The organism is Streptomyces sp. NBRC 110028, from assembly GCF_001417735.1.
Taxonomy (GTDB): Bacteria; Actinomycetota; Actinomycetes; order Streptomycetales; family Streptomycetaceae; genus Streptomyces.
This window is the reverse complement of the sequence record NZ_BBUZ01000025.1, coordinates 682,753-695,531: the sequence shown is the minus strand read 5'-3', so window position 1 is coordinate 695,531 and position 12,779 is coordinate 682,753. Positions and strand designations below refer to the sequence as shown.

Genomic DNA, 12,779 nt, shown 5'->3' with positions numbered 1-12,779 from the left:
GCCTTTCCGTGCGGGGCGCGGCCGTTTTTTCGTGCCTTCCGGCTCCGGGTCTTTCCGGCTCCGGACCGCGATGCTTCCGCTGCCTGGATAATGACTTCCGTTCACCGCTGGTTCCGAAGGAGCGCTCCCTATGATCCCGCCCGTCGTCCACTCGCTGCGCGAGCAGATCCGCGAGCACATCGTGGAGGGGATCGTCAGCGGGCGGTGGAAGCCGGGCGAGCGGATCGTGGAGCGGCGTATCGCGACCGAGCTGGAGGTGAGCCAGACGCCCGTCCGGGAGGCGTTGCGCGAGCTGGAGACGCTGCGGCTGATCGAGTCGGCCCCGAACAAGGGCGTCCGGGTGCGGAATCTGACCGCGGCCGATCTGGAGGAGATCTATCCGGTGCGGGCGGGGCTGGAACAGATCGCCGCCGAGCTGGCGGCGCCCCGGCTGGCCGAGGACACCTCCGCGCTGGAGCCCGAGGTGCGGGCGCTGTACGAGGCGGACCGCCGGGCCGACGGCGAGGCCCAGGTGCGGCACACCGTGGCCTTCCACCGGGAGCTGGTGCGGGCGTCGGGGAACAGCGTGCTGCTGCACACCTGGGAGTCGCTGGGGATCGAGATCTGGACGACGCTGTCGATCCGCTGGCTGGGCACCGTGCAGCAGTCGTACGCCGAGGAGCACCAGGCCGTCGTGGACGCGTTCCGCAGGCGTGATCCGCGGGTGGGTGAGCTGGTCAAGGCGCATGTGCTCGGCTGTGCACCGCGTGCCTGATTTCGCGGCACGGAATGCCAATTTCGGCCTACGGACAAGTTTTTCCCTTCATCTACTTTGATCGATCATCGATCAGAACTTACAGTCGACCGCATGACCGATCTCGCTAGCACGCAGCCGAGTGCGCTCGACCAGTTCCCCGACCGGGACCCCGAGGAGACCGCCGAGTGGGGCGCCTCGCTCGCGGCCGTCACCGAGGCCGCCGGCCCGCATCGCGCCTCGTACCTGATGCGCCGCACCCTGGAGCGCGCCGAGGGCGCCGGTCTGTCGCTGCCGCCGCTGCTGGAGTCGGACTACGTCAACACCATCCCGACCGCCGCGGAGCCCGCGTTCCCCGGTGACGAGGCCATGGAGCGCCGGATCACCGCCTGGAACCGGTGGAACGCGGCGGCGATGGTCACCCGTGGCAGCGCGGACGGCCTCGGCGGCCACATCGCCACCTTCGCCTCCGCCGCCTGGCTCTACGAGACGGGCTTCCAGCACTTCTTCCGCGGCAAGGAGGCCGACGGCAGCGGCGACCAGCTCTACATCCAGGGCCACGCCTCCCCCGGCATCTACGCCCGCGCCTTCCTCGACGGCCGGCTGACCGAAGCGCACCTGGACCGCTTCCGCCGGGAGGCCGGCGGCGACGGCCTGCCCTCCTATCCGCATCCGCGCCGGATGCCCTGGCTGTGGGAGTTCCCCACCGTCTCCATGGGCCTCGGCCCGATCTCGGCGATCTACCAGGCCCGCTTCAACCGCTACCTGGCCGCCCGCGGCATCAAGGACACCGCGAACTCCCACGTATGGGCCTTCCTCGGCGACGGCGAGATGGACGAGCCGGAGTCGACCGCCGCACTCGCCCTCGCCGGGCGCGAGGGCCTGGACAACCTCACGTTCGTCATCAACTGCAACCTGCAGCGCCTCGACGGCCCGGTCCGCGCCAACTTCAAGATCGTGCAGGAGCTGGAGGCCCAGTTCCGCGCCGCCGGGTGGAACGTCGTCAAGTCGCTGTGGGGCTCCGCCTGGGACGAGCTGTTCGCGGCGGACACCTCCGGCGCCCTGGCGCGGCGGCTGCGCGAGGTCCCCGACGGCCAGTTCCAGACGTACGCGACCCGCGACGCCGCGTACATCCGCGAGCACTTCTTCGGCACCGACCCGGCCCTCGCCCAGCTGGCGAAGACGCTGACCGACGCCAAGCTGGCCGAGTGTTTCCGCACCTCCCGCGCGGGCCACGAGCCGCGCAAGGTGTACGCGGCCTACCGCGCGGCCGTGGAGCACAAGGGCGCCCCGACCGTCGTCCTCGCCCAGACCGTCAAGGGCTACACGCTCGGCCCCGGCTTCGAGTCGCGCAACGCGAACCACCAGATGAAGAAGCTGACGGGCAAGGAGTTCCGCGCCATGCGCGACCTCCTGGAGCTGCCCATCCCGGACAGCGAGCTGGACGAGTCGCTGGTCCCCTACGCCCACCCCGGCCAGGACTCCCCCGAGGTCCGCTACCTCCAGGAGCGCCGCGCCGAGCTCGGCGGCCCCGCCCCGGCCCGCAAGGTCCACGCCGTGGCCCTGCCCGAGCCCTCGGCGAAGCCCTTCGAGGCCCTGGCCAAGGGCTCCGGCAGCCAGGAGATCGCCACGACCATGGCCTTCGTGCGCCTGGTCAAGGACCTGATGCGGGACAAGGAGACCGGCCGCCGCTGGGTGCCGATCGTGCCCGACGAGGCCCGTACCTTCGGCATGGAGTCGCTGTTCCCGACCGCCGGGATCTACTCCCCGCTCGGCCAGACCTACGACCCGGTCGACCGCGATCAGCTCCTGTACTACAAGGAGGCCGAGAACGGTCAGATCCTCAACGAGGGGATCACCGAGGCCGGTTCGATGGCCGACTTCACCGCCGCCGCCACGTCGTACGCGACGCACGGCGAGCCGATGATCCCCTTCTACATCTTCTACTCGATGTTCGGCTGGCAGCGCACCGCCGACCAGATGTGGGCGCTCGGCGACCAGCTCGGCCGCGGCTTCCTGATCGGCGCCACCGCCGGCCGCACCACCATGACCGGTGAGGGCCTGCAGCACGCCGACGGCCACTCGCACCTGATCGCCTCCACCAACCCGGCGGCGCTCGCCTACGACCCGGCGTTCGCGTACGAGGTCGGCGTGATCGTGCGGGACGGGCTGCGGCGGATGTACGGCCCGCAGGCCGAGGACGTCTTCTACTACCTCACGGTCTACAACGAGACCAAGGTGCAGCCGCCCATGCCGCAGCGCGAGGGCGTCGAGGAAGGCATCGTCAAGGGCCTCTACCGGTTCCAGGAGGCCGAGGCGCCCGCCGCCGACGCCCCCCGGATCCAGCTCCTCGCCTCCGGCACCGCCATCCACTGGGTGCTGGAGGCCCAGAAACTGCTCGCCGACGACTGGGGCGTGGCCGCCGACGTGTGGTCCGCCACCTCCTGGAGCGAGCTGCGCCGCGACGCCCTGTCCTGTGACGCGGCGCAGCTCAACGGCGAAGACCGGGTCCCGTACGTCACCCGTGCCCTGGCAGGCGCACCGGGCCCGGTCCTCGCTGTCAGCGACTGGATGCGGGCGGTACCGGACCAGATCAGCCAGTGGGTCGAGCAGGACTGGTACTCGCTCGGCACCGACGGCTTCGGCCTCTCCGACACCCGCGACGCGGCCCGCCGCCACTTCGGGGTGGACGTCCCGTCGATCGTGGTCGCCGCACTGGCCCGGCTCGCCAAGCAGGGCGCGGTCAAGGCCACGGCCCCCAAGGAGGCCGCCCGGCGCTACGGCATCTGAGCGCGCGGCGCCGCCCCGTCACGGCATGATGGGGCGGTGCGTGCCGCGCGACTGATCAAGATGGTGCTCCTGCTCCAGGCTCGGCCCTCGATAACGGGGGCCGAGCTGGCGCGTGAGCTGGAGGTTTCGGAGCGCACGGTGACGCGGGACGCCGCCGCGCTCTCCGAGGCCGGGGTCCCGGTCTACGCGGACCGCGGCCGGGCCGGTGGCTACCGGCTCATCGGCGGCTACCGCACCCGGCTGACCGGCCTCGGCCGCACCGAGGCCGAGGCGCTGTTCCTCTCCGGGGTGCCCTCCGCGCTGCGCGAGATGGGCCTCGCCGACGCCGCCTCCGCCGCCCGGCTGAAGGTCTCCGCCGCGCTCCTGCCCGAGCTGCGCGACGCCTCCCACACGGTGGCCCAGCGCTTCCACCTCGACGCCCCCGGGTGGTGGCAGGAGCCGCAGACGCCCTCGCTGCTGCCGGACGTCGCCGACGCGGTGTGGGACGACCGGCGGCTCACCGTCCGCTACCGCCGCCGGGACACCGAGGTGGACCGCGAGCTGGAGCCGTACGGGCTCGTCCTCAAGGCGGGCGTCTGGTATCTGGCGGCCCGCGTCCGTGCCTCCGGGGGCTCCCAGGCCGACTTCCGGGTCTACCGGGTGGACCGTCTCACCACGGTCGGGCCCGCGCCCGGCGAGGGCCGGTTCCGGCGCGACGAGACGTTCGACCTGCCCGCCTTCTGGGAGGAGCGGGCCGCGCAGTTCGCGCGCTCGATCCTCCGCGAGGAGGTCACCGTGCGCCTCACCCCGGAGGGCGCACGGGCCGTGCGTCACGTCATGGACCGTACGGCGGTCGAGGAGGCCGTACGGTCCGCCGGGGAGCCGGACGGGGAGGGGCGGATCACCGTGACCCTGCCGGTGGAGTCGGCCGAGGTCGCGTACGCCCAGCTCCTCGCCCTGGGCCCGGAGGCGGAGGTGCTGGCGCCGCCGGAGCTGCGGGAGCGGTTCGCGACGGCGGCGCGGCGGATGAACGACCTCTACCGGTGAGGCTCACCGGTAGTCGGCCGCGGTGCCCTCCTTGCCGCCGATGACGACGTCCCGGAAGTACCCGGCGACGTCCGGCCGTGAGCCGTCGAGGTCGGTGAAGCCGTAGACCTTGGCCAGGTCCCCGCTGAAGACGGACTTCCCGTTCCAGCGCGCCCGGTCCGGGTCGGCGGCGAGCGCGGCGACCGCCCGCCCGACGAAGTGCGGGGTCTCGGCGATGGCGAAGTGCGGCTCCTTCTCCACCGCGTCCCGCCAGTTCTCCTCGGTCACCTTGAAGTGGTCCAGCATCTGCTCGGAGCGCAGGAAGCCCGGGGAGAGGCACACCGCCGTGGCGTCGAACTCCTTCAGCTCCTGGGCCAGCCCGAACGCCGTGCGGATGGGGGTGTTCTTGGTGATGTCGAAGAAGAGGTTGATGCGGAATTCCTTGTTGAACTCCTCGTTGCCGTCGGTGATCTCGACCACCAGGCCACCGGGGTTCCGGACCAGCAGCGGCAGCGCGTAGTAGTGGGTGATCAGATGGGTCTCGATGCCGAGCCGGAGCATCCGCAGCCCGCTCGTCAGGTTCGTCTCCCAGGTCTTCTTGTCGAACTCGATCAGCGCCTCACCGCCCCATACGTCGTTGACCAGGACATCCAGCCGCCCCTGCTCCCGGTCGACGCGCTCGATGAGCGCCTTGACCTGCTCCGGCTCCAGGTGGTCGGTCGGCACCGCGTACCCCGTGCCACCCGCCGCGGTGATCAGTTCCGCGGTCTCCTCGATGGTCTCCGTGGCCCGCCCGACCTCGCTGACCCCGTTCCGGGTGGTGCGCCCCGTCGCGTAGACGGTGGCGCCCGCCGCGCCCAGCTCGACGGCCATCGCCCGGCCCGCGCCCCGCGTCGCGCCCGCGACGAGTGCGACCTTGCCCGCCAGTGGCCCCTGTGCGCCCTGTGTGCTCACGTACGTGTCCTCTCCATGGAGCCGTCATCAGTGACGCGTTCGACGATCGCAAGGAAACCCGACATCTCCTGTCGCATATAACAAGAGGGCCGCATCTGGGTCGCTCCACGTGCGGGGGTGGGCCCGAGGGCCGATGCTGGTCCCGTGATGATGGACGAGACGGAGTTCTGGGGGCTGGTCGACAGCGCTCGGGAGGCCGCCGAGGGCGACCCCGAGGAGCAGTCCGACCTGCTCGTCGAGCAGCTGTCCCAGCTCGACCCGGACTCCGTGCTGGACTTCGCCCGGCACTTCGAGGCCCGCGCCAACCGGGCGTACCGCTGGGATCTGTGGGGCGCCGCGTGGGTGCTGCTGGGCGGCGTCGGCGACGACGCCTTCGAGGCGTTCCGCTACTGGCTGATCGGCCAGGGCCGGGACGTCTTCGAGGGCGCGCTGCACGACCCGGACGCCCTGGCCGAACTGCTCGAGGACTTCGACGAGCAGGTGGACGGCGACTGCGAGGACCTGGGGTTCGCGGCGGACGAGGCGTACGAGCAGCTGACCGGCGCGGTGCTGCCGGAGCTGGCGCTTCCGCCACGCCCTGAGGAGCCGATCGGCACGACGGTCGACTTCGAGGACGACGCGGTGCTGGCGGAGCGCTATCCCCGGCTCTGGGAGCGCTTCCGGGGCTGACGCTCAGCCGGTGAGGGCGCGGCCCATCAGCACATCGTCCACGTATCCGCCGTCGAGCAGGAACTCCCCCGGCAGGACGCCCTCGACCACGAAGCCCTCCGATTCGTAGAGCCGCCGCGCCGGGAGGTTGTGCCCGAGCACCCGCAGCGTGATCCGGCTCGCACCCTGCCGCAGCGCCTCCTCGTACGCCGCGTTCAGCAGCGCCCGCGCGACGCCCCGGCCGCGCGCCTCCGGGGTCACCGCGAGCCCCTGTATCTGGCGGACGTGAGCGTTGCTGGCCAACTGTGTCGGCGGGACGAGCCGCAGATAGCCGACGGGGCGGCCCTCCAGCTCGGCCACCGTGACGTGCACCGGGCGGTTGCGGTGGGTGAAGAACGCGTCGTACGGCGGCTCCGGGGCCGGCTGTACGGAGTGCAGCGTGGACCAGGTACGGCGCTCCAGGGCGACCAGCGCGTGCTCGTCGTCGAGCACGGCGCGCCGGATGAGCGGCACGGGCGGGGCCGACGGCTGGAGCGGGGCGGAGGACTCGGACATGCCGGCCACTCTGCCACGCGCCCCCGACGTCCGACATCCCCCGGAAGATCAGGGGCAGGATGGGGCCATGCGCATCGCGGTCACCGGTTCCACCGGGCTCATCGGCACGGCCCTCGTCCACTCCCTGCGCCGGGACGGCCACCAGGTGGTGCGGCTGGTGCGGCGAACTCCCCGCGAGGAGACGGAGGTCGAGTGGGATCCGCACCGGCAGTGGGTCGACACCGCCGGGCTGACGGGGTGTGAGGCCGTCGTCCACCTCGCGGGCGCGGGCATCGGCGAGCACCGCTGGACGGCGGCGTACAAGAAGGAGCTGCGGGACAGCCGGGTGCTGGGCACGGCCGCCATCGCCGAGGCCGTGGCCTCCCTGGACACCCCGCCCCGGGTGCTGATCAGTGGAAGCGCGGTCGGGTACTACGGGGACACGGGGGAGCGCGCGGTCGATGAGAGCGCGCCCCCTGGGCACGGTTTCCTCCCCGACCTGTGCCAGGACTGGGAGGAGGCGGCCGCCGCGGCGCAGGAGGCGGACGTGCGCACGGTGTTCATCCGCAGCGGTCTGGTGATCGCGCCCGAGGGCGGGGCGTGGGGCCGCCTCTTCCCGCTGTTCAAGGCGGGCCTCGGCGGACGGATGGGCAACGGCCGGCAGTACTGGAGCTTCATCGCCCTGCACGACCACATCGCCGCGCTGCGCCACATCCTGGACACGGCGGACCTCGTCGGCCCCGTCAACCTCACCGGCCCCTCCCCCGTGACCAACCGTGAGATCACCGAGGCCATGGGCCGGGTGCTGCGCCGTCCCGCGCTCCTCCATGTGCCCGCCCCGGCCCTGCGGATGGCCCTGGGCGAGATGTCCACCGACATCCTCGGCAGCGTGCGGGCCCTCCCCCGCAAGCTGCTGGACTCCGGCTTCTCGTTCACCTATCCGCATATCGACGAGGCCCTGAAGGCGGCGGCGGACGGACGGCGCTGAGAATCCGCCGCCGGTCCCGCCGAGAGTCCGGAGGGTCCGAGAGGGTCCGAGAGGGTCCGAGAGGGTCCGAGAGGTCATCGACAGGCCGTACCCGATCAGCGTGCGACCGTTGTGCGCCCGTGCTCGGTCGATGCGCGTCTGTCATCGACCGTTTTTGCCCCTACCGTCGTGACCGTTCCGATCCGCTCCATCCCGGTCCCGGGGAGGGCATGTGTTCAGCAGCGCGCACCGCACGGACGTCGTCATCGTGGGAGCCGGACTCGCGGGGCTGGCCGCCGCCCAGTCGCTGACCGGCGCGGGGATGGAGGTCACCGTTCTGGAGGCCGCGCCCCGGGTCGGCGGCCGCATGACGACCGATACGGTCGACGGCTTCCGGCTGGACCGCACCGGGCAGCTGGTGAACACCTCCTTCCCCGAGCTGCGGCACACCCCGGGACTCGACGCCCTCGCCCTGCGCCCCTTCTCCCAGGGGGTGCTGGTCCACGGCGACGGCCGTACGCAGCGGATCGGCCCGCCCCGCGGCCCCCGGAGCACAAGGGGCGCATTCACCACGGCGCGCGCTCTCGCGAGCGCTGCCCGTGCGCCGCTGGGCGGCGGACTCGATCAGGCCCGACTCGGTGCCGCGCTCGGCAGGCTCGCCGCCCTGCCCGCGGACCGCCTCCTCGCCCGCCCCGACCGGCCGGTCCACGAGACCCTGGCGGGGCGGGGCCTTCCCGCTCGTACCGTCGAGAGCGTGCTGCGCCCGCTCCTCGTCTCGCTGCTGAGCGACCCGGGCCTGAACACCTCCAGCCGCTGCGCCGACCTGGTGCTGCGCGGCTACGCCCGCGGCCGGCTGTGCCTTCCCGCGGGCGGCGCCTCCACCGTCCCCGAGCTGCTGGCCGCCACGCTGCCGCCGGGGACCGTGCGCACCGACGTACGGGCCACCTCGGCCGCCACCACCACCGTGACCACCGCCGGACACGGCGAGATCCGGTGCCGCGCGGTGCTGGTGGCCACCGGGGCGCACGACGCCGCCGAACTCCTCCCCGGGCTGCGGCTGCCCGCCTTCCACCCGGTCACCGTGCTGCACCACACCGCCGATCAGCCGCCGCTGCGCGAACCCGCGCTGATCCTCGCCGCGGGCGGCCAGGGCCCCGTCGCGCACACCACGGTCGCGAGCGAGGTCGACCCCTCGCGCACCCCGCCCGGCCGGGTGCTGATCACCTCCACCGTGCTGGGCGCCGCCGCGGGCCTGCCGACCGCCGAACTCGACCGGCGGGCCAGGGCCCAGCTCGCCGCGGTCTACGGCACCTCCACCGCCGACTGGGAGCTGCTGGCCGCCCACCACGACCCGCACGCGGTGCCCGCCATGCCCGCGCCGCACGACCTGCGGCGCCCGGTGCGGCTGCTGTCCGGGCTGTACGTATGCGGCGACCACCGCGACGCCAGCACCGTGCAGGGGGCCCTCGTCTCCGGCCGCCGCGCCGCCCGCGCGGTGCTCCAGGACTTCGGCGCCACCCCCGGCTCCGACACCCCCGGTTCCGACACCCCCGCCGTCCCCGCCGCGGCGGCCTGACCGCGCCGCCCTGGCAGCCGAACTCCCCGGCACCTCATGGTCGTCGGCACCCACGGTCGTCGCCGACCGGAAAACCGGTGGGACCGCTGGGACACACGACGTAAGATCCGGGGAACGTGACCGACGACAACACCTTCCTCGACCACACCGCCGACCGGCTGGCCGCCCTGCCCGGCGTGCACGCCGTCACCCTCGGCGGCTCCCGCGCCCAGCACACCCACACCCCGGACAGCGACTGGGACCTGGCCCTCTACTACCGGGGCGGCTTCGACCCGGCCGAACTGCGCGCGCTCGGCTGGGAGGGCGAGGTCTCGGACATCGGTGACTGGGGCGGTGTCTTCAACGGCGGCGCGTGGCTCACCGTCGACGGCCGCCGCGTCGACGTCCACTACCGCGACCTCGACGTCGTCGAGCACGAACTCGCCGAGGCCCGGCAGGGCCGCTTCCACTGGGAACCGCTCCTGTTCCACCTCGCGGGCATCCCCAGCTATCTGGTCGTCGCCGAACTCGCCATCAACCGGGTGCTCCGCGGCGCCCTGCCCCGCCCCGCGTACCCGGAGGCGCTGCGCGCGGCGGCTCCCCCGTTCTGGCGCGACCGGGCCGCGTGGACGCTCCGGTACGCCGAGGGCGCGTACGTCCGGCGCGGCCAGGCCACCGAGGTCGCGGGCGCGCTGGCCACCGCCGCCCTGCAGACCGCCCACGCGGTGCTGGCGGCACGCGGTGAGTGGGTCACCAACGAAAAGCGGCTTCTGCGGCGGGCGGGGCTGGGCCACCTCGACACGATCATGGCCGGGCTGCGGCCGGAGCCCGAGGCGCTGGCGCGGGCGATCGCCGGGGCGGAGGAGGCGTTCGGCGCCGCCGGGTGACCGAAACACTTCGCCGGGCGCCGAAGCGACTGTGTCCTAGGCTGGACCCATGGCCTCCCCTGCCTCCCCCGCTTGCGACGCGGACATCGCCCGCGCCGCCACCGCCTTCGCGGACGCCTCCCGCGCCCGGATCCTGCTGGCGCTGGCGGAGGGGCGGGCGCTGCCCGCGAGCGTGCTGGCCACCGAGGCGGGGGTGAGCGCGTCCACGGTGAGCGGGCATCTGGCGAAGCTGATGGAGGCCGGTGTCGTACGCGTCGAACCGCAGGGGCGGCACCGCTACTACCGGCTGACCGGCCCCGCCGTCGGCGAGGCCATCGAGGCGCTGGCCAGGATCGCGCCGCCGCTGCCCGTCACCTCGCTGCGGGCGGCCACCCATGCCAACGCCCTGCGCCGGGCCCGCACCTGCTACGACCATGTGGCGGGCGGCCTGGGCGTGGCGCTGATGGGCGCCCTGCTGGAGCGCGGCGTGCTGACCGGCGGCGACGGACACCACCACCCGGAGGCGGCCCGGCGCGACCGGCTGTCCGCCCCCGGCAACGACACCCCGTACCGGCTGACCGACCCAGGGCGGGCCGAGCTGGCCGCGTTCGGCGTGCACACCGACCGGCTCGGCGGCCGCCGCCCCCTGATCCGCTACTGCGTGGACTGGACCGAACAGCGCCACCACCTGGCGGGCGCCCTCGGCGCCGCGATCACCGACCGCCTCTTCGAGCTGGACTGGATCCGCCGGGGAACGCGGCGCCGGGCGATCGACGTGACGAAGGCGGGCACGGCGGGCCTGGCGCGCACGTTCGGGGTGAGCGCGGGCCGGCCCCCGCCGAGCGCGGGCCAGGGCGTGTTTCGAAAGTAGCGTCGTCCGCCCGGAGGGCGGGCCCCGCGGCGTCTGGTGCGTGCGATCGCAAGGCGGAGGGTCGTCCTCGTAGCGGGCCTACTCGGACGGTCCCGACAACGCAGCGAGCGTGCGTGCCAGGCGTCGCGGGGCAGGCGGGACTTTCGAAACACGCCCTTAGCCCAGCGCCGCCACCCGCTCGCGGTAGCCGCGCACCGGGGCCGCGTCGCGGTACGGCTCCAGTCGGCGTTCGAAGTCGCGTACGTACTCCAGCGCCCGCGCCGACCGCATCTCGGAGGCCTGCTGCGCCGCCTCCGCGCCCAGCGTGCACGCCTGCTCCAGCTCGCCGAGGCCCAGCCGGGCCGTGGCCAGCACCACCCGGCTGAAGAGGCGGCTGCGGGCGAATCCGGCGCCGCGCAGCCGCAGCGAGCGCTCCGCGTGCTGGGCGGCGGCGCGGTACTGCTGGAGGTCCCGGTGGCAGTGACCGAACTCGTCGGCCAGCTGCGCCTCGTCGAAGGTCCGCGCCCAGTACGGCACGTCGTCGCCCGGCCGCGACGTCTCCAGCGCCCGCTCGGCGCGGGCGAGCGAGGCGGTGCAGGCCCGTACCTCGCCCAGCACCGCGTGCCCCCGCGCCTCGACCGCGTGCAGCAGGGACTGGAGCACCGGCGGGGCGCCGCCGCCCACGCCCTGCTGGGCCACCCGGGCGAGCTGGACGGCCTCCCGGCCGTGGCCCAGGTAGACGGCCTGGCGGCTCATGGTCACCAGCACATAGCTGCCGTACGGCCGGTCCCCGGCGGCCTGGGCGAGCCGCAGCGCCTGGACGAAGTACCGCTGGGCCAGACCGTGCGCGGCGATGTCGTACGACGTCCACCCGGCCAGCCGGGTCAGGTCGGCGACGGCGCCGAACAGCCGCCGCCCGGTCGTCTCGCCGTAGGTGCCGCGCAGCATCGGCTCGCCCTCGTGCTCCAGGTAGCGCACCAGGGCCTGCCGGGCGTGGCCGCCGCCGTAGGTCTGGTCCAGCGTCCGGAACAGCTCGCTGACCGAGCGCAGCGCCGCGATGTCGCCCGGGGTCACCCGGTGGCCGGGCCCGCGCTGGACCCGGTCGGCCTGCCGCTGCCGGGGCACGGGCGCCCGTTCGGCCCCGTCGGCGGTGGCCGCCCGGCCCGCGGGGGCTCCACGGCCCGCGGCGGGGCCCCGGCCGCCCTGGGCGGGAACCGTCGGGCCGCCGGGGGCCGGGGGCTCACCGCGCGCCACCCGGTCGTCGGGCCGCCCGATCAGCCAGTCCCGGCTGGGGACGACCAGCCCGGCCGGGGTGAAGGCGATCTTCCGCAGCTCCGCGTGACTGCCGGAGTCCTTGCGCCACAGCCCGCTGACGATGTCCACCGCCTCCTGTGGGGTGGCGGCGAACTCCAGCCCCGCGTAGACCGGCGCACAGGCGTCAAGGCCGAGGTCCTGGGCGGTCAGCCGGCGTCCCAGTCGCCGGGTGAAGACCTCGGCGATCAGCGCGGGCGTGGTGCCGCGCGGCTGCTGGCCGCGCAGCCAGCGGGTCACCGATGTCTTGTCGTACCGCAGGTCGAGGCCGTGCTCGATACCGAGCTGGTCCACCCGCCGGGCCAGCCCGGCGTTGGAGAAACCCGCCTCGGAAATCAGCGCGGCGAGCTGACGGTTGGGGATGCGCTGTGGGGGTCGTTCCGTCATCAGCCTGCCGGTCTCCCTGATTCGCTCTCTGGAACGGCGTGAATTTAACTGGCTGTAGCGGGCTGATCGCGCTCGTCGGACTCCTTTCATCCGATCGTGTGAGAACGAGCCGGATACGGGTCGGAAAGCGCGCGGTCGTACAGTGGCGGAGGCACCGCCAACTGTTACGAGGTCCGAAA

General features: G+C 73.6%; 11 protein-coding genes. 8 read left to right on the top strand and 3 right to left on the bottom strand.

All coding sequences use genetic code 11. From position 1 onward, the window contains the following. Positions 1 to 130: 130 nt before the first annotated feature. The 3 genes from ASC60_RS15255 to ASC60_RS15245 all read left to right on the top strand — a co-directional run bounded on the left by ASC60_RS15255 (position 131) and on the right by ASC60_RS15245 (position 4,549). The gene (locus tag ASC60_RS15255; RefSeq protein ID WP_055551003.1) at positions 131 to 754 is read left to right on the top strand and encodes a GntR family transcriptional regulator; all 624 of its coding nucleotides are present in this window, start codon (positions 131 to 133) and stop codon (positions 752 to 754) included. A gap of 93 nt (positions 755 to 847) precedes the next feature. Beyond that, the gene (gene aceE / locus ASC60_RS15250) at positions 848 to 3,523 is read left to right on the top strand and encodes a pyruvate dehydrogenase (acetyl-transferring), homodimeric type (protein WP_055551001.1); all 2,676 of its coding nucleotides are present in this window, start codon (positions 848 to 850) and stop codon (positions 3,521 to 3,523) included. 36 nt (positions 3,524 to 3,559) lie between these two features. Further along, positions 3,560 to 4,549: a YafY family protein gene (locus tag ASC60_RS15245; RefSeq protein ID WP_055550999.1), complete on the top strand. Its 990-nt coding sequence runs from the start codon at positions 3,560 to 3,562 to the stop codon at positions 4,547 to 4,549. A 3-nt stretch (positions 4,550 to 4,552) separates the two neighbouring features. Here ASC60_RS15245 and ASC60_RS15240 read toward each other — a convergent pair whose 3' ends face one another. Further along, the gene (locus ASC60_RS15240; RefSeq protein ID WP_055550997.1) at positions 4,553 to 5,482 is read right to left on the bottom strand and encodes an SDR family oxidoreductase; all 930 of its coding nucleotides are present in this window, start codon (positions 5,480 to 5,482) and stop codon (positions 4,553 to 4,555) included. Between the two features lie 150 nt (positions 5,483 to 5,632). Between ASC60_RS15240 and ASC60_RS15235 the strand changes: the two genes are divergently transcribed. Next, entirely contained in the window at positions 5,633 to 6,151 is a 519-nt protein-coding gene (locus tag ASC60_RS15235) for a DUF4240 domain-containing protein (protein WP_055551151.1), read from the top strand. Positions 6,152 to 6,154: 3 nt separating this feature from the next. On the opposite strand, the gene ASC60_RS15230 is transcribed toward ASC60_RS15235, so the two are convergent. Next, entirely contained in the window at positions 6,155 to 6,685 is a 531-nt protein-coding gene (locus tag ASC60_RS15230; protein WP_055551149.1) for a GNAT family N-acetyltransferase, read from the bottom strand. Positions 6,686 to 6,752: 67 nt separating this feature from the next. On the opposite strand from ASC60_RS15230, the gene ASC60_RS15225 reads away from it, so the two are divergent. The 4 genes from ASC60_RS15225 to ASC60_RS15210 all read left to right on the top strand — a co-directional run bounded on the left by ASC60_RS15225 (position 6,753) and on the right by ASC60_RS15210 (position 10,923). Further along, complete coding sequence (locus ASC60_RS15225; protein WP_055550996.1) at positions 6,753 to 7,652, top strand: TIGR01777 family oxidoreductase; 900 nt, start codon at positions 6,753 to 6,755, stop codon at positions 7,650 to 7,652. A 211-nt stretch (positions 7,653 to 7,863) separates the two neighbouring features. Then, the gene (locus tag ASC60_RS15220) at positions 7,864 to 9,207 is read left to right on the top strand and encodes an NAD(P)/FAD-dependent oxidoreductase (protein WP_055550994.1); all 1,344 of its coding nucleotides are present in this window, start codon (positions 7,864 to 7,866) and stop codon (positions 9,205 to 9,207) included. 116 nt (positions 9,208 to 9,323) lie between these two features. Beyond that, positions 9,324 to 10,073, top strand: coding sequence for a nucleotidyltransferase domain-containing protein (locus ASC60_RS15215; RefSeq protein WP_055550993.1), 750 nt, complete (start codon positions 9,324 to 9,326; stop codon positions 10,071 to 10,073). Between the two features lie 49 nt (positions 10,074 to 10,122). Continuing rightward, a complete protein-coding gene (locus ASC60_RS15210) occupies positions 10,123 to 10,923 on the top strand; it encodes a helix-turn-helix transcriptional regulator (protein ID WP_055550991.1) in 801 nt (266 codons plus the stop codon). Positions 10,924 to 11,079: 156 nt separating this feature from the next. On the opposite strand, the gene ASC60_RS15205 is transcribed toward ASC60_RS15210, so the two are convergent. Further along, entirely contained in the window at positions 11,080 to 12,600 is a 1,521-nt protein-coding gene (locus ASC60_RS15205) for a hypothetical protein (RefSeq protein ID WP_055550988.1), read from the bottom strand. Between the last annotated feature and the right edge of the window lie 179 nt (positions 12,601 to 12,779).

Excerpts from the sequence above, each read along its gene's own strand:
- ASC60_RS15255 (WP_055551003.1), top strand. The coding sequence starts at position 131 with ATGATCCCGCCCGTCGTCCACTCGCTGCGCGAGCAGATCCGCGAGCAC.
- aceE (WP_055551001.1), top strand. The coding sequence starts at position 848 with ATGACCGATCTCGCTAGCACGCAGCCGAGTGCGCTCGACCAGTTCCCC.
- ASC60_RS15235 (WP_055551151.1), top strand. The coding sequence starts at position 5,633 with ATGGACGAGACGGAGTTCTGGGGGCTGGTCGACAGCGCTCGGGAGGCC.
- ASC60_RS15230 (WP_055551149.1), bottom strand. The coding sequence starts at position 6,685 with ATGTCCGAGTCCTCCGCCCCGCTCCAGCCGTCGGCCCCGCCCGTGCCG.
- ASC60_RS15225 (WP_055550996.1), top strand. The coding sequence starts at position 6,753 with ATGCGCATCGCGGTCACCGGTTCCACCGGGCTCATCGGCACGGCCCTC.
- ASC60_RS15210 (WP_055550991.1), top strand. The coding sequence starts at position 10,123 with ATGGCCTCCCCTGCCTCCCCCGCTTGCGACGCGGACATCGCCCGCGCC.
- ASC60_RS15205 (WP_055550988.1), bottom strand. The coding sequence starts at position 12,600 with ATGACGGAACGACCCCCACAGCGCATCCCCAACCGTCAGCTCGCCGCG.